This is a genomic window from Exiguobacterium sp. UBA1053, assembly GCF_002316465.1.
In the GTDB taxonomy this organism is placed as follows: domain Bacteria; phylum Bacillota; class Bacilli; order Exiguobacteriales; family Exiguobacteriaceae; genus Exiguobacterium_A; species Exiguobacterium_A abrahamii.
Genome location: NZ_DCDO01000003.1, coordinates 281,336 through 306,373, shown reverse-complemented (window position 1 = coordinate 306,373; position 25,038 = coordinate 281,336). Strand labels below are relative to the sequence as shown.

Below are 25,038 nucleotides of genomic sequence, written 5' to 3'. Positions count from 1 at the left end.
TACCGAACAGGAGGGAAGGCATATGCTGGAATCGTCGATTTCGCTTGCTTATGTCGTCATGTTGCTCATCGTCTCGAGTGTCGGCTTAGTGTTTGGCAGTATTCTGTTGATGAAAGGTACGATTAGAGGACGTTATGCTGCTTGTTACTTACTTGCTGCCGCCATCTTCCCAAGCGCCATGCTCATTACCTCATCAGAAGGATTACTTTGGCAACATTTACGATTCGAGAGTTCATGGTTCCTCGCGATTGTCTCCTGGTTACTCGTCTTATCGACAGGCTACATCGTCTCGATCACGAGTGCGCTCGTCATTCGTTATCTGTATCGCTATACGACGACCTTTGATCGCATCAAACGTTATGCGACGCGGCGTTTTCGTCATCACGAGGCATAAATACAAAAACGGAAGAACCAGCTATCTGGTCCTTCCGTTTTTTTTCATGAATTCGCGTACAGGAGTTCTTCTTCTGTCGAGGATTCTTGTTGGCGAGCAGGGTCTTGAATGCGACCGGTCACTTCTGTCAGGAGACGGCGTGGCAAGAGACGAGATAAGGAAACCATGGCGCGGTTGCTTGCACCTGGAACAACGACGCGTCGTCCTTTGAGCATGCCACGGTACCCGGCGAAGGCAACGAGGTGTGACGGCATACTCTTAAACGGTAGCGTGATGTTCGCCCGGTCGAAGAAGTTCGTATCGGTCGGTCCCGGGCAGAGACAAGTCACACTGACACCCGAGCCGTCTACTTCTGTCGCAAGTGCTTCCGAGAACGACAGGACATAGGCTTTCGTTGCGTAGTAGACACTCATGTAAGGCCCTGGCATGAAGGCAGCGACCGACGCGACATTCAGGATGCGTCCGAAGCCACGTTCAACCATTCCTGGTAAGAGACGTTTCGTCAAATCCGTCAAGGCGACGACGTTGACCTGGATCGAGTTAATGTCTTCTGTTGGATCGATTTCCGCAAAGCGTCCTGACGTGGCGAAGCCGGCGTTATTGAACAATAGATCGACTGTCAATTCTTGTTCCTCTAAGTATTGCACGAGACGATCAACGCTGTCGCTTAGTGATAAATCAGCAGCGAATACATAGACTTTGATCTGATAGCGTTTTTCAAGGACCTGTTGAAGCTCCTTCAATTTTTTCTCATTGCGGGCAACGAGTACACAATCGAAGCCATCTCGCGCCGCGAGAACAGCGAGATCCAGTCCGATTCCACCCGATGCACCGGTAATCAGTGCCGTTTTTCGTAACATAGGACATTCCTCCATTCGAAATCGTGAATCTGAGTCTAGTGTATACCATTCCATACCGTTCCCGCGAATCCTGTTTCGTAAGCATTTACTTTTCTTATCACTGGTCCAACCAGTATGATAGAACAGTAGAGGGGAAGTGGAACAGATGAGGAAAAAAGTAACCGTCGCCTTGTTGCTCGCGACGTTTTTAGCCGCGATCGAGGGGACGATCGTTGCAACAGCAACACCTGTCATGGCGAGTGAATTGAACGGGGCGAAATTAGTCAGTTGGATCTTTGCCGGGTTCTTGTTGTTCATGGCGGTATCAACACCGATTTACGGCAAGATGGCAGATTTATATGGGCGAAAACGAGTTCTGTTATTCGGAATCGGCGTCTTCACCGTCGCTTCGTTAGCCTGTGGACTTGCTCAATCGATGGAGATGTTGATCGTCTTCCGCGCCGTCCAAGGAATCGGGGCAGGAGCCGTATTGCCGATCGCGATGACGATCATCGGTGATTTGTATACATATGAGGAACGGGGGAAAATCCAAGGAGTGCTCAGCGCTGTCTGGGGGATCTCGGGTGTCGCTGGACCACTCGTCGGTGGATTCCTCGTCGAATCGCTTTCGTGGCGGTATATTTTCTTACTAAACGTACCGTTTGCGTTATTGTCGTTCTTCATGATCGTCGTTTACTACAAAGAGACGGTCCGTGAAACGGAGCGGAAAATCGATTACCGGGGCGCGTTATTGTTTGCGCTCGGGATGAGTGCGTTTCTGTATGGCTTATTGTCGGGGAGTGAATCGGAGACGTTCTTGCGTCCGATTATTCTAGCGAGCTTTTTCATTAGTTTCGTGTTGTTGTTCACGTTCTATCGGGTCGAGAAAAAGGCGAGCGATCCACTCTTACCACCAGCAGTCATTCGCCATCCGGTCATTCTCGTGATCAACTTAGCGGTCTTCTTTTCCGCCTGGGTGCTCGTCTCGATGTCAGCGTATATTCCGATTTTTGCCCAAGGGGTACTCGGGAAGAGTCCGACCGAGGCCGGTTTCATGTTGATGCCGCTCTCGCTTTTTTGGACGCTGACCGCCATCATCGGTGGACGGACGATTGGTGTCGCCTCGCCCCGGTACCGGACGATGACAGGAATGGGATTGCTGATCGTCGGTACTGTGATTTTATCGTTAATCACGCGCGAATCAAGTGATGTCTTCATCTATCTTGCTGTTTCGCTGATCGGAATTGGTTTTGGTCTCTCACAGCCTGTCTTTATGGTCGTCTTGCAGACTTCCGTCGATTGGTCACTTCGTGGCTCAGCGACGGCCGTCAACTCGTTCTTGAGTACAACGGGACAGACGCTCGGTGTTGCGATCTTCGGTACGATCTTCAACCTATCCATCCTTCGTTCGTTTTCAGCGTCGGACACGCTCTCAGGGTACGCGATTGATCCATTTTTCCAATCGAGTACGGCAAAAACGTTCGGACAGGATGTGCAGTATGCGGCAGAAATCGCGTTATCACATGGATTACGTTACGTCTTCATCGGTGGCGTCCTTTGTGCGATTCTCGCGTTCGCGATGACATGGCGTTTACCGAAAGTTCGACCTGACGATCCACGATCGTAATGAAAAAGCGAACCAGGATGATGATCATCCTGGTTCGCTTTTGTCATTAAGAAGATTGACTAGTGGCACTCTCACGCTGGGCGAGTTGTTCGCGAATATCGCGTTCGTTGCGTCGGAGGAACAATCCGATTCCGATCAATAGTAAAGCGGCACCGGTGATTTGAATCCATGTCAACTTCTCATCAAACAGATAGTATCCGAAGATCATCCCCCAAACCGCTTCACCAAGAATCGTGATACTGACGATGCTGGCGCTGACACGAGCGAGCGCCCAGTTGAATAAATTGTGACCGAGTAACGTCGGGAAGACGGCAAGAAGAATATACAGCCACCAATCCTGTTGGAACGCAGCGACGAGATTCGTCGATTGAATCAACGATAACAAAAGCAAGACGAGCGACGCGACAGCGTAGACACCGAACGAATAGAGGTTCGTCGAGACGCTCGTGCGAACATGTTGACCGAGCAACCAGTAACCAGCGACTAAAATCGTTGCGAGCAAGGCAAGACCGTCCCCGATCAAGGCACGCATGCCGACGGCGATATCTCCGTAAGCGACGAGACCGCCACCAAATAGGGCGACAGCAACGAACAGGAGTGCCTTGCGTGACGGGTGTTGTTTGAAGAATAACGCGTTACCGGCAAGGACAAAAATCGGACTCGCGGTCACGAAGAGCGTCGAGCTCGCAACTGTCGTATAATCAAGAGAGAGGAACCACAGCCAAAAATGCCCGGCGAGCAAAATGCCACTTAATAGCATATGCCGGATCGTTGACGAACTGAGTTGCAAAAGTTCCTTCAATCGAATGAGCGGGAGCAACAACAAGGTCGAGAACAACATGCGGTAAAAGGCGACAGCCTCAATCGGGGTCTCCGCCCACTTGACGAAGATTGCCGATGTTGAAATAAAGAATAAAGCCATGAATAACGTAAAATAGGGCATGGGTACCTCCACATGTCTGAAGTAAGGAAATGAGGGTGAAGCGTGTGCAATTGATCATTGCTGAAAAACCAAAACAAGCTGAAAAACTGGCAGCACCGTATCCGTCCGTGAAGCGGGACGGATACATTGAAATCAAGCCGTGTGACCGGTTTCCGCAAGGAGCAAAACTCGCCTATGCAGTCGGACACTTATGTGAACTGCAGGAGCCGGCGCATTATGACGCCAAATGGAAACGATGGAACTACGATCATCTGCCGATCATCCCGGAACGATTTGATTATCGACTGGCAAAAGGTAAGAGTAAACCGTACCAAGTCATCAAGAAATTATTGAATGAGCGGACGACGACTTCCATCATTATAGCATCGGATGCCGAGCGAGAGGGAGAGGCAATCGTCCGATTGATCTTACGTCTCGCGAACAACGCAAAACCACTGCAACGACTCTGGATTTCGAGTTTGACGCCTCAAGCGGTTGACCATGGGTTTGCGAATCTGCTTGATGGAAAGGAAACAGAGAACATCTTCCATGAGGCGATGAGTCGCGCTTGCGCCGATTGGCTGATCGGGATGAATGCGTCCCGTGCGTATACGACGTTACTGAAGAAGAAGGGCATCGCCGACGTTTTTTCCCTCGGACGAGTCCAGACACCGACGCTTGCACTGATCGTCGAACGGGAAAAACAGATCGAGAATTTCTTACCGGAGACGTACTACGAGGTCGAGGCGGATTTTACGCGATACAAAGGAAAATATATCAATGCGAAGAAACAGACGAAACTGAGTGACCGGGAACAGGCACAAGCGATCGTGGATCGGACGAAAGGAACCGGAATCGTCGCATCGATCGAGAAAAAACGGCAGACGGAACGTCCACCGTTTTGGTTCAGTTTGTCGCTCTTACAAACAGAAGCGAGCCGACGGTTTGGTCTCGGTGCAAAAGAGACGCTCGATATCGCGCAAAAACTCTATATCCGTGGTTGGATCAGTTATCCGCGAACGGACTCTTCTTTCGTGACGAAAGAGGAGGCGGGACAGTTCCCGGTCATTCTTGATCGGTTATTGAAGCAAGCGGAATATAGCCCAATCAAGGATGTCCTGACGAACAATCCAGCTAACGATAAACGCTACGTCAATCCGGCAAAGGTTAGCGACCACTATGCGATCATTCCAACAGAAGAAGCGGGTGCCGTCGCGAAGCTCTCTGGACGAGATGCGCAAGTCTACGATTTAATCGTTCGCCGTTTCCTTGCTGCCTTTGCACCGGACGCCGTCTCGGAGAAGACGGAAATCGTGACGACGCGTGAGATGGACCGTTTTTTGACACGCGGCAGTCGGACGATTGATCCGGGCTTTAAACAAGTCTTACAAATCGAGTCAAAAGAAGTCGAACTGCCAGCCGTCGAACAAGGACAAGAGATGCCGATCAAAGGCTGTCGTCTGCTCGAGAAACAAACGGAGCCGCCGAAACGCTATACGGAAGGGACACTCATCCTCGGCATGAAAACAGCTGGTAAATTACTCGAAGATGAGCTGCAAGCGATCATGAAGGAAGTCGAGGGACTCGGGACGGAAGCAACTCGTGCCGGGATCATCGACGGACTAAAACGGCGGGAATACATCAAACTCGTCAAAAAAGAGATTCATCCGACGCCAAAAGGTCGGATATTGATCGATGCCGTGACGGGGAGTATTCTTGCTTCGCCAGAGATGACAGCGAAGTGGGAGAGCCGTCTCGAGCAAATCGGTAAAGGGGAAGCGTCGGCTGCCCAGTTCATTGAACAGGCGAAAAAATTGTCAGAGCATCTCGTCGTTGATGCCAAGCAACGGATCGAACAACTCGCTGTTGATCCGACGCAAGTCAAGAGTAAGTCCCCGCGTGGTGCGACGAATCGTCCGGTCGGTCCGTGCCCACTGTGTCAATCAGCGGTTCTTGATCGTGGGAAGTTCTATGGCTGCAGTGGATATCAAAAGAACAACTGTGGCTTTACGTTACCGAAAACGATCCTTGGTGCCCGACTGACGCAAACGGAAGTCAAAAAAGTACTAGCAGGTCAAAAAACAAAGCCACTCGAGATGAAAAAAAATGCGCGCCAGTTTAAGGCGATGCTTTATCTCGAGCGCGATCAATTAAAATTCGAATTCACGAAAGGGGAAGACTGATGCAATACGAACTGATTCAAAATCAATCATTTCGTCCTGTCTTTGAACGACTGTTACAGGAAGGGCGCCGCTTGACGGTCTGGTTTCCGGATCATATCGAGGTACAGTCAGCAGAAGGACTGGTCGAAGAAGCAGAAGAACTGTTTGGTGTGACAGCGGAAGTGATCGATGATCCACAATCATTCGGCAAGCATATCCTGCTTCCGTACTTGACGGAAGTCGAGCACCGGGAAGATGGATTCATCCGCTACGAAGCTGAGCTGACGGAAGAATTACGCCAACTCGTCCGCGAATTGACATTACCGATGTTGACGGAGGGCGACTTCGAAGTGTTGTATTCATATCAAATCGAGACGGAGACGGAACGTTTCTTCGTTGAAGACTGGTTCCAAGCTGACTTACAAAAACTACCTAACTAGGTGAAACTTTCTTGATCAGGATGACGTAATATAGCTTAACGTCATCATACTGTTCAATTGGAGGGTTCATCATGTTTACAGTAGCATTCATGGAAAGCGAACTGGGAGGCGACGGCTTTTTCTCGGGCATGCCGATTTTCATGGTCGGATTTTTTGTTCTCATCATCGGGTTCATTCTGTTTGGAGTCATCTCTGCAGCCTCAAAGGGAATCTCAACGAATTCATTGACGCAACAACTGCGCGAGCATGCGGCGCGTCTCGTCAGTCCGAATGAATCGGATGCACTGAATTACGTCGCTTACTTAGAAACGTTGACAAGTTTTCCGGTGGAAAAGACGAATCTCGAACCGTTCCGGATTGCGACCGGCATCTTAAAGCTTGTCCAAGGAACGGATCAGATTTCCGAAGCGACGAAAAAACAAGTCGTCGCCCAATACTTACGGCTCGGCATTTTGGATGCGGATCATTTAGCAGACGAACAGCCGGTCCGGAGCCATAGTCATAGCCATCACCATCATCATTAAAAAGAGTCCTGAGGGGCTCTTTTTTTGTTGAAAACGATCGAATCGTGACATCTAATTGTCATATACAACGATTTAAATTAAAGTTGTATGAAATTGAAATCTTTTTGAGCAGAATGCTGTGTATCGATTGAAAAAAGTTTACAATGAATGGACGGGAATACCTTTATTGCTGGAGAAGGATAAAGGGAAAGGAGTTGAATTTCTTTAATGAAAACATGGCTGAATCGAACGATTGGACGGCAAATCATGTCTGCGTTTTATGTGATTTTTCTGACACTGCTGTTAACGACAGGTGGTGTCTACCTATATACGAAACAACAGGTGGATGAATCACGGCAAGAATTAAAGATGTTAAACGAACATCGGACACGGGCGACGGATTTGTACGAATCATGGCAAAGTATGCAGTACGAAATGCGGGGCTTCGTCTTGCTTGGTGACGAAGAAATGCTGAAGGAAATCGAAGAAAAGAAAAATGGTATCAATCAACAAACGACGTGGTTCGAGCGAAATGCACGTTTTAAAGAAGAACGACAGTATGCAACGGACGCACGGGAACTCTACACGGCGTATACCCAACGCGTCATGCCAAGCCTCGTCAATTATGTCGCGGCGAAAAAAGACGGCAAAGTGACGGAGCCGTTCTTGAAGATGCCGACGCTTGGAAAAGTCACGAAATCAAAACCACTCAATCCACAGCGAAAGTTCAACATCAAGACGAAGAGTGCGGCTGATATGAGTTCAAGTATCGTTGATATGGAGAGCGTTTTTACAAAATATCGTAATTCCTTAAACGATCAAGAGATGGCGGCACAAGAGCGGCTTGGTAAACAAGTCAACTCGTCGCAAATTCTCGGAGCAGTCAATATCGCAATCCTCTTATTGATCACGCTCGTTTTCGTCCGACCATTCGTCCGCCGCTTGACGCGTCAGTTGCGTCAGTTGAACCGGGAAAGTGGACGACTCGCTAAAGGTGAAGATGCGACGCCGATCGTCATCACGAATCGTCAAGATGAGATTGGTGAATTGACGACAACGTTCAACCAGATGGCAGCCGCCATTTCCGGGCAAAAACATCAACTTGTCGCAAGTAACGACGAACTCCAAAGTCAACAAGAAGAATTAATTGCTCAGCAAGAAGAACTGCAATCGCAACAGGAAGAGCTCGAAGAAGCACTCGACATCACGTTACGTAACGAGACCCATTTGCGTTATCGCAATGAGTTGACCGAGACACTCGCGTCTCGCGAAACGTTGACGGCGTATCCGGCGATCATCGAAAAATTGATCACAATTACCGATGCGGAGCTCGGAGCGATCGTCTTCTTAGAGCAAGACCGTTATACGGATCTCGTCTCGTACGGGATGACGTCAGCTCAGGAGCACCAGTTATTGCACGCTTCGACGTCATTACTTGAACGCGCACGTCTTAATAAACGTGCCGTTCGCTCGACGAAACAAGTCGCGAGTCATCATCCGCTCCCGTATCCATACACGATGTACGAAATCGTCGTACCGGTGATGGACCCAGCAACGAACACGATGATTGCAAGCATTTATCTCGTCCGTTACCGGGATGCCTTTACGGAAGACCAGACGAACGAAATCTGGTCGTTCTCCCGTCAATTGGCACTCTCCTTGCTCCGGATGCGTGTCTTTGAAGAAGTCGAACGAGAACGGGAAAAGACGTCCAAACTTCTCCATTCGATTCGGGAAGCGGTCATCTATATCGAAGGAGAGACGATTTTTGCCAATAAACCATTGCTCGCTTTATTCCATCATCCGGCGCACGATCAAGTGGCGGAAGAAGGATTGATGACGCTCGACGTCAAAATCGAAGAGTTGGCAGTGCAAGTCGATCAACATGAGGCGTTCTTAACCTACATGGATCATGTCTGCAGTCAGGAAATTCCGACGGAGAGCTTGGCGTTGTCCTTAAACAAGGAAGAACGATTCGTCACGCTGTATGCAGAGGAAATTCATTACGGTGGTTGTTTCCGCGGTACGATGCTCGTCTTACGTGACGTGACGGCAGAGACAGCGATCGACCGGATGAAATCGGAATTCGTCTCGACTGTCTCGCATGAGTTACGGACACCGCTTGCCTCGATTTACGGCTACACGGAATTGATGCTCGCGCGCGACGTCCAGGAATCAAAACGTCAACGGTATCTCGAGACGATTCATGCAGAAACCGAACGGTTGTCGAACCTCGTCAACGACTTCCTCGATGTCCAGCGCATGGAATCGAGTCAGCAACAATATGACTTCAAACCGCTTGATTTGACGAAAGTCATTCAGGAAACGGTCGAGTTCCATACGGCTTCGGCAAAAGATCACGAGCTAGTCCTTGATTTTGAAGAAACGACGACGGGGCGGATTCATGCTGACGAACAAAAAATGCGTCAGCTGTTCACGAACCTGATCAATAATGCAATCAAGTATTCACCGGATGGTGGTCAAATCACGATCACGATGCGTCAAGTCGAAGATCGTGTACAGCTGAAGATCGAAGATGAGGGAATCGGCATTCCCCGTCACGCGTTACCACAACTGTTTAGTAAGTTTTATCGAGTCGATAATTCGGATAGTCGAAAAATCGGCGGTACCGGTCTTGGTCTTGCGATTTGTCAGGAAATTGTTCGTTCGCACGAAGGGATGATTCATGTCGAATCAACAGAAGGTGTCGGGTCCGCGTTCATCGTCGAACTACCGATCGTCCAGTCCGTCGTACCGGTCACGGAATCGGCAGATGAATGTTAATGTCAAAAGCGTTCTTTGATTTTTTAATCAAAGGGCGTTTTTTTGTTGGTTTCATCTGCAAAACGGGAATTAACTACTATCAAATAGAAAGGAAGTGAGGAGATGCGGCGAAGCAGATGGCCTTGTTAAGTCCGACGATCACTCATGCTTTGGATCCTGATCGAAGCCAGTAGTTCGTTCATTCCAGCGTATGTGATTGAGCGCTTTTACTGGGAAGACCGGGGAATGAGCATTGCCGACGTCGTCATCGCAGAAATCGTCTTTGCTTGGGTCATATTGATTGGTGAGGTCCCGTTCGGTTTGTTATCCGATCGGTGGGGCAGAAAGCCGTTCATTCTGGCTGGTTTCGTATGTGAGTGGTTATCGTTTACGGTGTTGCTTGAAGCCTACTCATTATCTGCCTTCCTCTTGGCGATGGTCCTTGCCGGCATCGGTGGCGCAGCACTTAGTGGAGCGCTTGAAGCCCACGTCTATGAAACATTGCGAATGCAAAGGATAGAAGAGCGATTCGAGACGGTCTGGCGACTGATTTCAATCGGTGGTTTATTGACATCAGGACTCGCGGCACTTGTCGGAAGTTACGCCGTGCGATCGGTAGACTTGATTTGGCACTATCACGTGTCCTGGTGGGTATTGCTCGGAACAGTACTGCTGACGTTTTTCTTAAAGGAAGCATCGCGAGAACAAGACGGAGAGACGAGTTCGTTGAAGACATTGCTAATAGGACTCTCGTTTCGACGCGTCTACGTCCGAATTCTTTGTCTTGTCTTGTTATACGGGGCGACGATTGATTTCGTCGATGAGTTTTGGCAACTTTATCTACGGGATCAAACGATACCGATGGTCCATTTCGGATTCGTTTTCGTGTTATTTCAAATCATGCAGGCGATCGGTGCGTCATTATCTCGGTTCCGATCTCCGGTCGGATGGGCGATGATCTATATCGTGTGTCTTGCCGGATTGTCGGTTGCCTCACCGCTCGTCAGTATCGGGTTACTCGGGACGCTGTACTTGTGCTATGGCTGGGCTGATCCTTATTTGACCACTGTCATCCAAGAAGTTGCGCCGACAAATGGACGCGCAACGTTTACGTCGCTGATCTCAGTCATTGAACGTTTAGCTGTGCTTGGAACCGGTACGCTATTCGTCTTCGTCGAACGTGTCTTCTCGCTTCAGATGACCTATGCCGCGCTCGGTCTCGTCTCACTTATGTTGCTTCTGTTGTATAGTGTGACGCGCACGCGTCAGAACTGAATCAAAAAAAGGACAAAGGTGCATTGACCTTTGTCCTTTTGACTGTCATTTATTACGACACGTGTCGTTGCTCCTGAGAGGAACGCGCTAATACCTGGCGAGCTGGTTGCCACATCAACAAGGAGAGGACTCCTGCGAGCGCATAGACAATCTCGATCGCAAACACATCGGCAAGCCATCCGAACAGCAGACTACCGAGACAGAAACAGAGTGCATACACGGTTTGTTGCACGCTATAGACATACGGTAACCGTTCGAGTGGTGTCGTCTTTTGCAACAACGTATTCAGCTCAATCGCCCGGACTTGACTCGCAAACCCTTGGATCAGACAAGCGATCACGGCAAGTGTGACGATTGGAGCGAAAGCAAACAAGAAGGTCGCAACAATCGAAAAGCCGATACTACGATAAAGCAACGAACGCGTTCCACGACGACGTAACATCATGTAACTACCGGCGATCATGCTCAGCAGATAGAAGGCATTTAGAATGCCCCACCAGCGTTCCGATAGCTGGAAATGTGTATCGATGTAGACGAGAAACAGAGCAGAAATCCACGCCGTACTGACGAACGCATCGATTCCGACGAGGTAGGTGTTGGCTTTCGCGAAAGAATGCGATCGCGTGTAGCGAATACTCGACCGGAAGGAAACGTCTTCCCCTTCCATCGAAGGGTCGGGTAGAGAGCGGACGCTTCGATAGAACAGATAACTGATGAGACTCGCACCTAAAAACAGACCAGCCGAGACGGACAAGACGGAAAGCGGCGATAACCAGCTGACCAGAATGGCACCAAGCGGCCACATGATGAGCTGAATCACTTGATTCGAACCTTGTACGAGACTGTTAGCTTTTTGGACATCCTGACACAGTCGAGGGATGAAGGCACTTTCGATCGGACGAGCAAATCCGTCGAAGAAGGCAATACACCCAACGAGCGCGAGGACGAGCGGCAGTGGTAGATCAAACCCCCAGATGACGCCTAAGAGAATCGTCTTGAGGAGTTGACTGCCGAACAACAAGGAGGCATGGGGAACACGTTGAGCGACTTGGGCGAATAAGAAGCCGCTTCCTGTCATGCCTGCTGTGACGAGAACGGGAAACAGGGCAGCGAGACTCGCTTGCCCTGTCGTTTGATAGATCATCGCGATCAGGGAGACGATATAGAGCGCATCTCCCGCATTCGCAATCCATTGACTGACCAATAAAAGCGTAAACCGGTTCATTCTGAATGACCTCCATATCGTACGTATTTAATTAGGAGTGAAAATTCAGAATGACTTACATTGGACGCCCTCATTTCGTGTTTTTTTTAGTGTAAGAGGAAAAAAATGGATTGTCAATCAGAATCGTGATGAGATTTCAGTGCAACGGGTGTAAAGGGATCAACCATCGACGTCGCGGCAGCTTCGTCTTGAGCACGAGATGCCGATAGCTTGATTGGTTTTAGTTGCTGGCGGAATCGGAAAGCCCGTTCGAGTCGACTCATGAATAGATTGCTGAAAAAGACGACTAATGCTAGTCCAATCAGTGGAACGAGGAACATATGGTTGAGCCACGACGTCGCCGAAAACTGATTGTAGTAATAGCCAAACATCGATGACCATTCAAAGATCGTTGGAGCAGTTCCTACATGTAAATTAACTGTTCCTGCAAAGAAAATATCAAAGAGCGATAAGTGGACGAGTAACATCAACGTTTGGATGAACTGTTGCATAAAAACGATTGTCAACGTTGGAACAAGATGTGGCCAAATATGGCGTCTGAACCTATGCCACGGACTGCCACCAAGCGTCTGTGCGACAATCATGAACTCTTGACTAAGTAACTGGCGGGTCTCAGCAATCAGATAAAGCGATAAAGAGGGGAGACCAAGCAAAATCAAGACAATCAATTCAAACGATACACGATCAAAAAGTGGTGGGATAGCAGTCGAATCAAAGAACGTAAGTGATGGAAGCAAAATGAGCAACGCGACAAGAGAGAGCGGTAAAACTAAAAATCCATCAAGAATAAGTTTTAAGTATCGATTGATGCGAGCACTTCTAAAAGCTAGCGGAATCGCAATCACTAGCGAAAGAAACATTCGACCGAGCGCAACAATCATACAAATACCGGCTGTCCATTTAAATCCTTCAATCATCAATTGAAAGAGGTCATAGCCAGAGCGGTCTGTACCGAGCCATTGATCACTTGACGGTTTTAGTGGTGACGTCGCAAGGAACGTACCGTCTTCAGCATACCGGTTCGAGATTTGATCGACTTGACCATCACGGAAGATCATATTTCCAAAACTAAGGAGCAGTAAACCAGTGAGTAAAAATAAACATAGCCAGAAGACAGGATCTCGCATCAAAGTACGACGCATCAAATCCCCCCTTTCCAGGCGTTAGGAATAAGCCATTCTGCCAACAAATCAATGATGAAAATCGGCAGATAGATTAAGAACAAGATGACCATCAAAATCGGCATTTGTCCATTATAAAAGACGAACCGGAACATACCTTGCACTTCGAACGTGTATTCAATGATCACGAGACTCGATAAGACCGTAATGATGTTCGCTCGGAAAAACAGATAAAACCGATAGATCATTGTCGGAATCAAATGTTTCCAGAAAAGAGCGGCAGGACGAATGCCTTTAGCCCGTGCGAGTTCAAGGAAAGGAGCAGCTTCCTGTTCGAGTACTTGCGTCGTTAACCATTTGATGAAGAAGAATAGTGTTGTCAACGTTAGCGTAAGAATCGGTAAAAAACGAATGTACTCAGCATAGGATCCCGCAATTTCGATTTTGTCATACCCGGTCGTTTTAAACAGATAGAGGACAAGGAATTGCGAAAGAATGATCCAGAACAGATCCGGAACCATCTCAAGCGTCCGAGTCGTTTGTTTCAGCATCATGCGTGTTTTGCGACCACTCCGATAAAACAAATAAGCATAAAAAATCGCACACACAGCGGAGACCAGCATAGCTGTCGTAAAGATGATCAACGTCTCTTTAATGAATGGACTGATGGTAGGAAGCAACAAGAATTCCTTTTGAGCGGTTACGTTGAAATAGGTAATCTCATCAAGTTTCGTTAATTGAGCAAATTGTTGCTTCAGACCTTCCCAGTAGCTTGCTGGGTTGAATTTCATTTGCGCGACAAGCGCCGGAAGGGCGCTGATCGCAATCAAGACAAAAAATGCCACGATAAGCTGAATTGATTTTCGGGCGATAAACACCATGAGGCGAAAAACTCCTTTCTTTGGATCCTCAGCCGATGGCGAGGATCCGGTCATTGCCAATTTGGATCAACTGACTGTTCATATGTTGCCTGCGCAGTACATAGCGTTCGAACTGTTGTGTCGCGATGAACGAATCACGCGTCGAGACCGTCGAAAGGGTCATCAGGACATGTTTTAATTGCGGTTGTCCTTCTTGTAACGAGTGATGTGTCATCCGGTTTGCTCCGTCGAGTCGATTCAAGAACAGTTCAATCTTACAGCCCTCCTTGATTAATTCACTGATCAGGAATGCCGCTTGTTCGATGAACGTCTCAAATTGTTGGTGGAGTCCGTAACCGCTCGGGGCAGATAAGTTCAAGGCAATCGTAAACGTATCTTGATTGCTCGTTTCGAATACTTTTGCCTGCAAGCGACCGGTCTTCGCCGTCGCATACCAATCGATCTCTTTTGACGGTTCCGCCGTATAGGGTTTTGCACCGAGTTGAACCAGTTTGTTCTTGAGCGGTGAGTAACGGTCCGGTCGATCACCGATCCGTAAACGCTGTAAAAGAAGCGGCGTCGCTTGCGCCGTCAAGGACGGTAAGACTGTAAACGACGGATATGTATCGAACGTAAAGAGATAAACGCCCATCTTCCAGGGCAGGCGAATCGTCAAGATGATCTCATCGAACTCGGCTGGTCCGCGGCGAACCGTCTGAATCGGGATCGTCACTCCGTCTTCAGAGTCAATCACTGCATGAAACGTCGCCGGATGTAGTGGGTCCATCTCCGGGAAAATGACTCCGCCATCCGTGTGCAAACGAAGTGTCGCTTCGAGTCCGAGTTGACTCAAGGATTCGACGCCGAAGACTTGTAAATGGAGTGATGTCTGTTCCTGGTTGAACATCAATGATTCATAATGTTTCCATTCGATTGCCACGTCCCGTCGAAGCTGCTTTTCTGTTCGCCCGACGACGAAATGAATCGTCGCTAAGGCTGCGAACAGAAAACCGAGGACGGAAAGACGTGGAATGAAAAGAAAGATGAACGTCATCGTGACGTACAGTGGAAAGAGTCGACGTTCAAGCCAAAACGGGACGGAACGTTCAATCTGCATGATTCGTCACCCCATCTCGACCGGAACCGGCACGTCGTCAAGAATATGCGTCAAGACAGCCGCTTTCGTCGTCTTGATTCCACCTTCAAGTGTCAGTGTCAGGCGATGGGACAGGACGTGTTTTGCAAGATATTTGATATCTTCCGGGATGATGAAGTCGCGTTGATTCAAGAACGCATAGCTTTGCGAGGCGCGAAGTAATGCAATCGCTCCACGCGGACTGACGCCGACTTCAATGAGTTCATGATTTCGTGTCGCTTGAACGATGTGTAATAGATAATCGAGCACGTCTTGCGATGCATGGACGCGGCGTGCCTCTTCCTGCCAGGAAATCAAGTCGCCACCTGACGCGATGCCGACGGCTGACCGACGGACGTTCGTCAGAATCTCAGACAATAAGCGACGTTCATTCTCGAAATCCGGGTAACCGACTTCAATTGCGACCATGAATCGATCGAGTTGGGCGTCCGGTAGTGGGAATGTTCCTGCCGATTCAATCGGGTTTTGTGTTGCGATGACAAAGAATGGGGCTGGCATCTGATAGGTTGTTCCACCGATCGATACCTGACGCTCTTCCATCGCCTCAAGTAATGCCGATTGTGTCCGCGGAACGGCGCGGTTGATCTCATCGATCAAGACGACGTTCGCAAACAATGGACCGCGTTTATTCTCGAACTCCTGCGTCTTTAAGTTGAAGAAGTCCGAACCGATGACGTCTGACGGGAGAAGGTCCGCCGTGAACTGGATCCGCGAGAAGGCACTCTCGAAGCTTTGAGCGAGCGCCTTCGCGAGCATCGTTTTCCCCGTTCCCGGTACATCTTCTAATAGAATATGTCCTTCTGCGATGAGTGCCGTCAGACAGAGATCAATGACGTCCGGTTTACCGAGATAGATCGAATTGAGTTGGTCTTTTAATTGTTGTAGTTTCATAGGAAATCCCTCCAAGGTTAAATGGTTGAGTAGCGTGCTAGTTGTTGTTCGAAGCGTAGAATTTCATCGTCCGTGACGATTGTTTCCGACATATCACCGTAGCGGATATTCCGATACAACTGAAAATCGACAGGGACCTCAATTCGACGTAACCAGTCTTCAAGCGTTTCGTTCGGACGACGTTGCTGACTGCGCGGTAAATGTTGCTCAAAACGAATGACAAGATTACGGACACGTGAAGACGAATACGATGCATACAGATAAGGTGATTTTCTTAAAGAAGCAGGACGAAAGATTGATTGAGCGAATGGAACGTCATCCGTTACGTCTCCTGTAGACCTGCGCCGTTTTTTCACGCGACGCGACTGAACGAGTTTCCAGACCATGAAACTAAATAAGCTGATTAAAATGACATATTGTAGATAAGAAAAGGGGGAGTCAGAGGCATCCGCTTTAAGGGATTTCCAGAGCTCTTTTGGACCAGGTCGTGGATCGATCGGTTCAAAAGGCATCTTGCCTTTTGTGTTAGTAGGTGAGTGACCGTTTTTAAAACTAATTTCGCCATTCGCTTCAGTTTCTGCAATCGAAGGCTTTTTAAAAGGATCCGGCATGATGTAATGCGTGTAAATATACGTCGCGGTAGTTTGAAACAATAACAGACCAATTAGAATGACACCAAGCGACATGATAAAGCGTTGCCGTAACACAAGCGATCCTCCTTCCTGTTTTTAAGGAAAAAATATCCATATGTACTTAGGAAGATTTTAGCATACACGCTTAACAAATAAAAACAATTTTCTGAAAATAAAGACAAGGTGAGACGATTCATTTTCAAGTGGTGAGGGTATGATGGAATCAGTGGTTCTTGAAAGAGAAAGGATGTTTTGTATGAAATTGATTATTTTTGGAGCGACGGGTCAAACGGGGCAAGAACTGGTCAAGCAAGCGATTGATCACGGTCATGAGGTCACAGCATTCGTCCGCAGTCCGGAAAAACTGACACTACGTGACGAACGGTTACACGTCGTTAAAGGTGACGTGCTCGATCAAGAAGCGGTGACGGCTGCTATTGCCGGGCAAGAGGCTGTCCTGACGGCTCTTGGCACAGAGAGTCTTGCATACAGTGGCTTTTTAGAACGGAGTCTCGTCCGGATCGTGACAGCGATGAAAAAGCAGGGCGTAGACCGAATTGGTTATGTCGCGTCTGCCGGTGTTGATGATGAATTACCGGGTGTACAAGGAATGCTCGCTCAGCGGATTCTGAAAAATCCACTGAAGGATCACCGCCAAGCGATCGCGCTTTTGCAACAAGCGGATTTGAACTATACGGTGGCCCGACCACTCCGTTTACTGAACGGTCCGTTGACGGGGCTTTATCGTCAAGCAGATACAGGTGTTCCGGAAGATGCAAAACAAATCAATCGCGCAGATGTGGCGCATTTCCTCTTACAAGCAATCGAGACAGAAGATCATATCAAATCGAGTGTCGGTCTCGCTGAATGAAGAAGAAAGGTCTCTCCCGTCATACGGAAGAGACCTTTTTGATTGCTTATTGTTGACGATAGACGGAGACCGAACCACCATTGACGAAGAATTGACCGTAGCCATCTTGGTTGATCGTGACCGATGCTGTGTTGTTTCCAGTGATGTCTGTCCAGACTTCTCCTTTGTTCTGAAGCCCGACGTACATCCACTTGCTACCGCCAGGACCATCCGAAAGGATTGTCGCAAGACCTGATTTTGCCCGGTCTGAGACACCTTCACGTGTCCAACCGATGATGTCTTGGTTATCGAGGTAATCATTTTGTTTCCCGAACGCGAAGTCCTTCCGTGCTTTGAGTAACGGATCAATCTTCGAAGCGAGTGCTGGAATTTCGCGATTCGACGTACCTTTTGTACCATAGTAGTCACCATAGAAGACCGACGGATAGCCTTGTTCACGTGTCAGAATCATCGCGTAAGCAAGCGGTTTGAACCATGACTGAACCGTTGATTCAAGCGATTGTCCAGGCTGCGAATCATGGTTCTCTACGAGTGTGACGGCTTGGACTGGATTGCTCTTGACGAGAGTACCGTCAAAGATCGTCCGCATGTCATAGTACCCGCCGCCTTTACTTGCCTGTTCGAACTTATAATGAAGCGGTGCATCAAAGACGGATTGTTGATAATTCGTCCGACTTAAGTAGTTTTGCAACGTGCCAAGATCGTTCTGCCAGTACTCTGCGACTGTAAACAATGGTTTGCCTGTCGTCTGACGAACGTTCGCGAGCCAGTCCGCTAAGTAACCGTGTTTAATATGCTTGACGGCATCGAGACGGAATCCATCAAGACCAAGTTCGTTGACGTACCATTTACCCCAGTTCTTCATTTCTTGCTGGACTTCTGGATGATCGAAGTCGAGATCCGCATACATCAAGTAATCGTAATTGCCGTTTTCACCTGAGACATCCGTATCCCACGCTTTACCGGTACCGCGGAACTTGTAGATGGCACTCTTAGAACGCGATTGATCCCAGTCCGTGCCGTCGAAGTGATACCATTTCCATTTGAAGTTCGAGTAGAGGTTATTTCGTGCTGCAAAATTGAAGCCCGTCCATGCCTGGATTTGATAATCGCCCGAGACTTCCTGATTGCGGTTACCCGGATTGACTTCGACTGCCGTGACGGCTTCCGTGAAATCGGCACCACCTTTATGGTTCATGACGACATCGCCATAGACATCGATTCCGGCGGTATGCAATTGTCCGATCGCCGTTTTTAATTGCGCCTTTGTGCCGTATTTCGTACGGACCGTTCCTTTTTGGTTGAACTCACCTAAATCGTACAAATCATAGGCGCCGTACCCGACATCATTTTGCGAGGTACCTTTGTAAGCAGGGGGAATCCAGACCGATGTGATCCCGAGCTGATCGAGCTTTGTTGCGTCACTCCCGAGACGGTTCCAGTGGTTACCGTCATTTGGCACATACCATTCGAAATACTGCATCATCGTTCCGTTGTCTGCCGTTGCGCCGACTGCAATCGGTTGCGCAAGTGGCACTAAAAAAGCAGCGGATGCGACGGTTGCTAAAATCCATCTTTTTTGTTTCACGTAAAGACCTCCTTATGATTTGTGAAAGCGCTTGCATTATTTATTATAGGGAAGCTTCAGACAGGAGGAATATCGTCCCGGATTCTTATTTGTAAGTCTCTTTTGTTCGTGACTTTTGACCCTAGAATATTTATTCTGAAGAACTATTTTGATCGGATTGACGTCATGAATGAAAAAAATCAGGACCATCTAACCGTTGCCTTTCGATGAATATTCTGAACGATGAATCATCTTCAAAAAAGCAGGTCTATCGTCCATCTTCCACCAGGAATGGATTCGGTGTGAAAATGAGCGTGTAACATCCGCTTTCATACATACCATTTAAGGGGGAACACACATGAACTGGAAGTCAAAGGTCACAGGTGCGCTTGCCGCAACACTTGCGCTCGGGTCAATCGTCTTTACACCGGTCACAGCAAAAACAGTTGATCCAAAACAAGTTTCAGCTGGTCCGCAGATGGTCACGTCACAATCGACGATCGATGCGTACTATCTACCAGCAGCGGGCAAGACAGGGGCAGCGTTGAAGGCATCGCTGCACGATATCATCGACAATCATACACAAGTGTCATACGACACGGTATGGACAGCACTGAAAGAAACGGATCAAGATCCAAACAATGCGAATAATGTCATCGAGTTATACACGGGGAAATCGATTTCAAAGAGCAGTAACGGTGGGAATGTCGGTCAATGGAATCGTGAACATGTCTGGGCAAAGTCACACGGTGACTTTGGTACGTCAAACGGTCCTGGAACAGACTTGCATCACTTGCGTCCGGAAGACGTTGTCGTCAACAGCGCACGTGGGAATTTAGATTTCGACAATGGTGGTACGAAATACAGTGGATGTGATTGCTATCGCGATAGCGATTCGTGGGAACCACCGAACCGTGTCAAAGGTGACATCGCGCGGATGATCTTCTACATGGCGGTTCGTTATGAAGGTGGCGGAGAAATCGATCTCGAAGCTTCAGAAAACGTCAATAATGGTACGAACCCGTTACACGGCAAATTGTCGACGCTGAAAGCATGGAATAAGCTTGACCCAGTTGATAGCTTCGAGAAACGTCGCAACGATGTCATCTTCGAGAAGTGGCAAAAAAACCGGAATCCGTTCATCGATCATCCGGAATACGTAACATCAATTTGGGGAAATTGATGACGAGTCAGTGAATAGGAAAGGGGCTGACTCAACAGTCAGTCTCTACAAAGATAGGGGTGGCAGAATGATGATCTGCCACCCCTATCTTGTAACAAAAAGAATGACGCGTTTCACGCAACTCCTACAAGGAAAAGCGCATCTTTGCGCTGACAGAGACAAATAAGACCCGCTTTCCTGCTTGAATAAAGCAGGAAAACTGGCTTGTGTCTCGCCTGAGGAAAGGGCGTGAAAAGACGCGTCATTCTTTTTTGAGTCAGCCTTTTTTCATTGAGTCCGAACCTGTTATGCTGAAACTTTTTTGGAGAACCATTCGTATTGCCTACCGTAAGCCATTTTTTAGTAGAGAGGTCGTACGGTATGATCAAACGCACGTTTAACAAACGAAACATCAAATGGATGGTCGGTGGGGGATTAGTCGCTTGTGTCGCCTTCTGGTACAGTGTCGGTATTTTCGTTAATAAAGGGGAACGGCCACTCGCTGATGGGACGTCACCGTATGTCATCGTCCTCGGTGCGGGTGTCAAAGGAGAAAAACCGTCGCAAATCCTACATAACCGGATTCAGGCAGCTGCGGCATATGGGAAACAACATTCAGAAGTCCGCTTCATCTTGAGCGGTGGACAAGGTCCAGATGAAGATATTTCAGAAGCAGAGGCGATGCGTCGCGGGATGGTGGCATCTGGGATTGCTGAAGAGCGGTTGATCCTTGAAGCCGACTCGACATCAACGACGGAAAATCTACAATTTTCAAAGGCATTGTTGCCAAAGGACGTTCGTCGCGTCTCGATCGTCACGTCAGACTTTCATCTGTACCGTGCGCGACAAGAGGCGAAACAACTTGGTTTACAGACGGATGCGATTCCGGCTGAAACGCCACTTTCAGGAGTCCTTCGATTTGGAATGCGCGAACGCGTTGCGATCGTTGTTCAATTCCTACGCTAAAAACCCCGACATGCTGAACATGTCGGGGAGAAAGAAGAAGTGCATTGAATGATTAGATGCCTTCACCTTTATGTTTTTCCTCAGAAGATTGAGAATCATTTGCTTGTTTGTCGGAAGCATCATGCTCAGCAGGTGGTTCTTCTTTGCCGAGTGCGACATCCTTCGCTTCGACGACTTTATTGCTGATTGCATTCAAGTCACCTTTCGTCTCATTTACTGTCTCTTTCACCGTCGAGGCATCTGATTTCACCGTTTCAAGCTCTGTGTTCACTTTGTCATAGACATTTTGAACGTCAGATGCGACTTCTTGAATGATGCTTGAAGCACTCTTCACTTGATTGATGACTTGTGATGCTTTACCTGACGGATCTTCCTTAATAGAAGAAGCGAGGGTAGAGACGGAATCTTTCGCTCCCCGTAAACTCTGTTTCGTATTTTGGCGAGACGAAGAACTAAGTAGCGTCAATAGACCGCCGACAAGGGCACCGAGCAACATCCCTGTGACGAGATTGATTTGACGACCTGATGATTCTTCCTGATCGAACTGGCGATTCGGATGTTCTGCATGTGCTGCGTGTGGATCATGTTGAAGCTTCGGTTCCATGATGAACACTCCCTTGAGATAATATTTAACCATGATATGGATATACCCTTGTGAGTGAATAAAAAACATTTAAAAATAACATGTATTTGAAATGAATATAAAAAAGACCATCGTGATATGATGGTCTAAGAGGTTCATTTGTTGGATGAATCATCATCATTTTCGTGACGAAGTTTTCGGTTGATTTCATCATAATCGATTTCGATATCATCTTTGTTGCCTTTGTAGCCATATCCTTTCGAAATGACGATGATCGAGGCGACCAAGACGAATACGATGATGAGAATGGAGACGACATATAACCACATAGTCCACTCCTCCTTTCGTTCACTTTCTAGTATGACGGAAAACGCAGCTTCCGTCTAAACGAAATTGTAGGTTGTGTGCTAAACTGATGTCAGATAAACATGTTAAACGGAACGAGGTGACGGCGTATGAGTATTTTGGTCGTAGATGATGAGTTAACGAATTTAATGCTCCTAGAGCGATTGTTAGAAAATGAAGGCTATGACGTCGTCAAGGCGATGAGTGGGGAAGAAGCAATCGAATTGATGGAGGATCCGTTATTCATCGAACAGTTGGACGTCGTTCTCCTCGACGTCGAAATGCCAGGAATCAGCGGAATCGAGGCGACACGTTTGATTCGAAAACGGTTTGGTCTTGATGAATTACCGATTCTGATCGTTTCCGGGCGATCAAACGAAGAAGATATCGTTGATGGACTGAATGCAGGAGCATCAGATTATACGACGAAACCGATTCGTAAAACGGAATTGCTCGCGCGAGTTCGTAACGCGATTGGTCTGAAGCAAGCAATCGATGCGCGAAAACGATATGAAAAAGTATTACAGGAAGACTTTGATTTGGCGCAAAAACTGCAACAGAGTGTGCTCAGTGCGAATATCGAAGACGATGAGATCCGCATCATGGCGACGTATATCCCTTCTAAAAAGCTCGCGGGAGATATGTACGCCTGGTACCGCATCTCTCAGAATAAATACGGCATCATCTTGTTTGACGTCATGGGACACGGTGTCTCTTCTGCGCTGATCACGATGGGAATGAGTTCGATTTTGTTCGAACTCGTGCACCGGATTGGTGATCCAGCACAAGTACTTGAAGAATTGAATCAGCAGATGAGTCGTTTGTTCCCGGGAGACGAGACAGAAATCTATTTCACTGCCGTTTACCTCTACATCGACCTAGATGAGATGAAGCTCAGCTATGCGAACGCAGGGCACCCACCTGGTTTGTTACGCATGAATGATCAAATCATTCCGCTTGAGAATACGGGACTTCCTGTCGGTATGTTCGAAGACTCGACGTATTCGAGTAAGACGATCGACATCGTCTCACCAGGATGTGTTTACCTGTACACGGATGGTTTCATGGAACTCTACAGTAAAGGCATTGATGAAGGAATCCATGCCATCCAGAATCTGATCGAACAACAAGGACCGAACATCCATCAGTTGATTCAACCGGATCAAAGCGATGAAGCGGATGACCTATGTCTCGTGACGGTCGAAATCAATTAACCTGTAAATGAAAAGACTCAGCGACGGAAGCACCGTCGCTGAGTCTTTTTTGAGTCATACAAGCTCTGAATCTACTTGAACTAAAAGAACCTTCTCCGCCATAAGATGAAGGCGGCAAGACCAGAGAAGAAGATCATCATACCGAAAACAATCCAGAATCCTATGACTTCTCCTTCCCATGGAACGTGGACGTTCATCCCGAACATCCCGGAAATCATCGTCGGAATCGAGATGACAATCGTAATCGAGGCAAGGAACTTCATGACGAAGTTGACGTTGTTCGAGATGACAGAACCAAACGTATCCATCGTCGAACTGATGATGTCCTTATAGATTTGAGCCATCTCCATTGCTTGTCGGTGTTCGACGAAGACATCTTCCAGTAAATCTTCATCATCTTCATGTTTCTCAAGACTCGGTGTCTTAATGATTCGGTCGAGCACACCATCGTTCGATTTCAAGGACGTCATGAAATAGACCAATGATTTTTGAAGGTTCATCAATTGAAAGATTTCTTGATTTCGCATCGAACGTTGAAGTTCTTCCTCAAGTTCGTCCATACGACGATCGATTTGACGCAAGAAACGTAAATACGAGGAACTGACTTTATAGAGAATCTGGAATACGAAGCGCGATCGGTAATTCGTCCGGAATCCTCGCAACTTACCACTCGAGAATAACGTCAGGACATCGAGCTGTTGCGAACAAACGGTGATGAAATGACGGGATGTCACGATGATACCGAGCGGAATCGTATTATAACGGCGTCCTGATGATTCTTCTTCGATGTAGGGAACGTCGACAATCATCAGTAGACCTTCTTCATCTTTTTCAAAACGTGGTTTTTCTTCCACGTCCAAAGGGTCATAAATGAAATCCTCTGGAATATTCGTAGCAGCGATGACTTGGTCGGCTTCGTCCTTTGTCGGATTGACAAGATGGATCCAGGAACCCTTCGTGAACTCCTGTATCTCGTTGACTGCCCCGGTGACATCGCTTCGATAAATCGTCAACATATTGTCTATCCCTCCTGCTCTTCACTGTCTCATTATAGAAATAGAAACGATGGCGTGTAAATGATTCTCCGATTTTTTTTTACGAAGATTAGTGATAAGATGAAAACAGAGGAGGGGAAGACATGCCTTTTTTTAATGCTAAGAAGCTCGAAGAACTTCAATCGATCGCGGGTGGGGATCACGCGTTCCTTCAAAAAATCGGAGAAACGTATATCGCGCAGTTCGATCGAAAGTTTCCTGAACTAAAAGATGCCGTCGCCAAGCAAGATGCTGAGCAAACTGAAAAGCTCGCTCACTTGCTAAAAGGTGCTTCCTATTCCGTTGCCGCTGATGATTTAGCTGATGATTTCGAACTGCTTGAAAAAGAAGCAGAATCTGGTTCAATGACCGGAACACAAGAAATCGTCGATCGGATTGAGCAATGCATGGTGGAATTCCGTGTCGTCTGGCTCGATGTGTTTACTGGAAAAAATCTTGACGCGCTGCGTTGAGCAATCGAATAGA

At 47.8% G+C, this 25,038-nt stretch carries 24 protein-coding genes; 12 read left to right on the top strand and 12 right to left on the bottom strand.

The window, feature by feature from the left end:
* Positions 1–22: 22 nt before the first annotated feature.
* A complete protein-coding gene (locus B3G15_RS02550) occupies positions 23–394 on the top strand; it encodes a hypothetical protein (RefSeq protein ID WP_290715271.1) in 372 nt (123 codons plus the stop codon).
* 44 nt (positions 395–438) lie between these two features.
* Here B3G15_RS02550 and B3G15_RS02545 read toward each other — a convergent pair whose 3' ends face one another.
* Positions 439–1,254, bottom strand: a complete 816-nt coding sequence (locus B3G15_RS02545; RefSeq protein WP_023467637.1) for an SDR family NAD(P)-dependent oxidoreductase — start codon at positions 1,252–1,254, stop codon at positions 439–441.
* A 145-nt stretch (positions 1,255–1,399) separates the two neighbouring features.
* Between B3G15_RS02545 and B3G15_RS02540 the strand changes: the two genes are divergently transcribed.
* On the top strand, positions 1,400–2,860 hold the full coding sequence (locus tag B3G15_RS02540) for an MDR family MFS transporter (protein WP_058712922.1): 1,461 nt from the start codon (positions 1,400–1,402) through the stop codon (positions 2,858–2,860).
* A gap of 46 nt (positions 2,861–2,906) precedes the next feature.
* Here B3G15_RS02540 and B3G15_RS02535 read toward each other — a convergent pair whose 3' ends face one another.
* A complete protein-coding gene (locus tag B3G15_RS02535; protein WP_023467639.1) occupies positions 2,907–3,803 on the bottom strand; it encodes a DMT family transporter in 897 nt (298 codons plus the stop codon).
* A 44-nt stretch (positions 3,804–3,847) separates the two neighbouring features.
* Here B3G15_RS02535 and B3G15_RS02530 point away from each other — a divergent pair, with 44 nt between their 5' ends.
* The 5 genes from B3G15_RS02530 (at position 3,848) to B3G15_RS02510 (ending at position 10,925) form a co-directional block, all read left to right on the top strand.
* Complete coding sequence (locus B3G15_RS02530) at positions 3,848–5,965, top strand: DNA topoisomerase III (RefSeq protein ID WP_064300258.1); 2,118 nt, start codon at positions 3,848–3,850, stop codon at positions 5,963–5,965.
* Entirely contained in the window at positions 5,965–6,384 is a 420-nt protein-coding gene (locus tag B3G15_RS02525; protein WP_047390976.1) for a hypothetical protein, read from the top strand. Before B3G15_RS02530 ends, B3G15_RS02525 begins: the two co-directional genes overlap by 1 nt.
* 71 nt (positions 6,385–6,455) lie before the next feature.
* Positions 6,456–6,908: a hypothetical protein gene (locus B3G15_RS02520; RefSeq protein WP_290715264.1), complete on the top strand. Its 453-nt coding sequence runs from the start codon at positions 6,456–6,458 to the stop codon at positions 6,906–6,908.
* A gap of 207 nt (positions 6,909–7,115) precedes the next feature.
* Complete coding sequence (locus B3G15_RS02515; RefSeq protein ID WP_290715261.1) at positions 7,116–9,671, top strand: sensor histidine kinase; 2,556 nt, start codon at positions 7,116–7,118, stop codon at positions 9,669–9,671.
* Positions 9,672–9,815: 144 nt separating this feature from the next.
* Positions 9,816–10,925, top strand: a complete 1,110-nt coding sequence (locus B3G15_RS02510) for an MFS transporter (RefSeq protein ID WP_290715258.1) — start codon at positions 9,816–9,818, stop codon at positions 10,923–10,925.
* Between the two features lie 52 nt (positions 10,926–10,977).
* Here B3G15_RS02510 and B3G15_RS02505 read toward each other — a convergent pair whose 3' ends face one another.
* The 6 genes from B3G15_RS02505 to B3G15_RS02480 form a co-directional block, all read right to left on the bottom strand.
* Positions 10,978–12,150 carry an MFS transporter gene (locus B3G15_RS02505; RefSeq protein ID WP_290715255.1) on the bottom strand — a complete coding sequence of 391 codons (1,173 nt, stop codon included), beginning with the start codon at positions 12,148–12,150 and terminating at the stop codon, positions 10,978–10,980.
* Positions 12,151–12,263: 113 nt separating this feature from the next.
* Entirely contained in the window at positions 12,264–13,292 is a 1,029-nt protein-coding gene (locus B3G15_RS02500) for an ABC transporter permease subunit (protein ID WP_290715252.1), read from the bottom strand.
* A complete protein-coding gene (locus tag B3G15_RS02495) occupies positions 13,292–14,152 on the bottom strand; it encodes an ABC transporter permease subunit (protein WP_023467647.1) in 861 nt (286 codons plus the stop codon). Before B3G15_RS02495 ends, B3G15_RS02500 begins: the two co-directional genes overlap by 1 nt.
* Positions 14,153–14,180: 28 nt before the next feature.
* Positions 14,181–15,248, bottom strand: coding sequence for a DUF58 domain-containing protein (locus tag B3G15_RS02490; protein ID WP_290715247.1), 1,068 nt, complete (start codon positions 15,246–15,248; stop codon positions 14,181–14,183).
* A gap of 6 nt (positions 15,249–15,254) precedes the next feature.
* Positions 15,255–16,178: an AAA family ATPase gene (locus tag B3G15_RS02485; RefSeq protein ID WP_029341157.1), complete on the bottom strand. Its 924-nt coding sequence runs from the start codon at positions 16,176–16,178 to the stop codon at positions 15,255–15,257.
* A gap of 17 nt (positions 16,179–16,195) precedes the next feature.
* Positions 16,196–16,885 (bottom strand): hypothetical protein, encoded by a 690-nt coding sequence (locus B3G15_RS02480; RefSeq protein WP_290715243.1) that lies wholly within the window; start codon positions 16,883–16,885, stop codon positions 16,196–16,198.
* Positions 16,886–17,066: 181 nt separating this feature from the next.
* Between B3G15_RS02480 and B3G15_RS02475 the strand changes: the two genes are divergently transcribed.
* Positions 17,067–17,681 (top strand): NAD(P)-dependent oxidoreductase, encoded by a 615-nt coding sequence (locus tag B3G15_RS02475; protein ID WP_133208007.1) that lies wholly within the window; start codon positions 17,067–17,069, stop codon positions 17,679–17,681.
* 46 nt (positions 17,682–17,727) lie between these two features.
* Here B3G15_RS02475 and amyS read toward each other — a convergent pair whose 3' ends face one another.
* Complete coding sequence (amyS, locus tag B3G15_RS02470; protein WP_373954801.1) at positions 17,728–19,251, bottom strand: alpha-amylase; 1,524 nt, start codon at positions 19,249–19,251, stop codon at positions 17,728–17,730.
* A 355-nt stretch (positions 19,252–19,606) separates the two neighbouring features.
* Between amyS and B3G15_RS02465 the strand changes: the two genes are divergently transcribed.
* Positions 19,607–20,431, top strand: coding sequence for an endonuclease I family protein (locus B3G15_RS02465; protein WP_149427005.1), 825 nt, complete (start codon positions 19,607–19,609; stop codon positions 20,429–20,431).
* 360 nt (positions 20,432–20,791) lie between these two features.
* Entirely contained in the window at positions 20,792–21,376 is a 585-nt protein-coding gene (locus B3G15_RS02460) for a YdcF family protein (RefSeq protein ID WP_023467654.1), read from the top strand.
* A gap of 52 nt (positions 21,377–21,428) precedes the next feature.
* On the opposite strand, the gene B3G15_RS02455 is transcribed toward B3G15_RS02460, so the two are convergent.
* Positions 21,429–21,980, bottom strand: coding sequence for a hypothetical protein (locus B3G15_RS02455; RefSeq protein WP_023467655.1), 552 nt, complete (start codon positions 21,978–21,980; stop codon positions 21,429–21,431).
* A gap of 134 nt (positions 21,981–22,114) precedes the next feature.
* Complete coding sequence (gene ytzI / locus B3G15_RS02450; protein WP_023467656.1) at positions 22,115–22,288, bottom strand: YtzI protein; 174 nt, start codon at positions 22,286–22,288, stop codon at positions 22,115–22,117.
* A gap of 126 nt (positions 22,289–22,414) precedes the next feature.
* Here ytzI and B3G15_RS02445 point away from each other — a divergent pair, with 126 nt between their 5' ends.
* Positions 22,415–23,518 carry a PP2C family protein-serine/threonine phosphatase gene (locus B3G15_RS02445; protein ID WP_035408959.1) on the top strand — a complete coding sequence of 368 codons (1,104 nt, stop codon included), beginning with the start codon at positions 22,415–22,417 and terminating at the stop codon, positions 23,516–23,518.
* 80 nt (positions 23,519–23,598) lie between these two features.
* Here B3G15_RS02445 and B3G15_RS02440 read toward each other — a convergent pair whose 3' ends face one another.
* Positions 23,599–24,534 carry a magnesium transporter CorA family protein gene (locus B3G15_RS02440; protein ID WP_023467658.1) on the bottom strand — a complete coding sequence of 312 codons (936 nt, stop codon included), beginning with the start codon at positions 24,532–24,534 and terminating at the stop codon, positions 23,599–23,601.
* A 122-nt stretch (positions 24,535–24,656) separates the two neighbouring features.
* Between B3G15_RS02440 and B3G15_RS02435 the strand changes: the two genes are divergently transcribed.
* A complete protein-coding gene (locus B3G15_RS02435) occupies positions 24,657–25,025 on the top strand; it encodes an Hpt domain-containing protein (RefSeq protein WP_023467659.1) in 369 nt (122 codons plus the stop codon).
* The last annotated feature ends 13 nt before the right edge of the window (positions 25,026–25,038 follow it).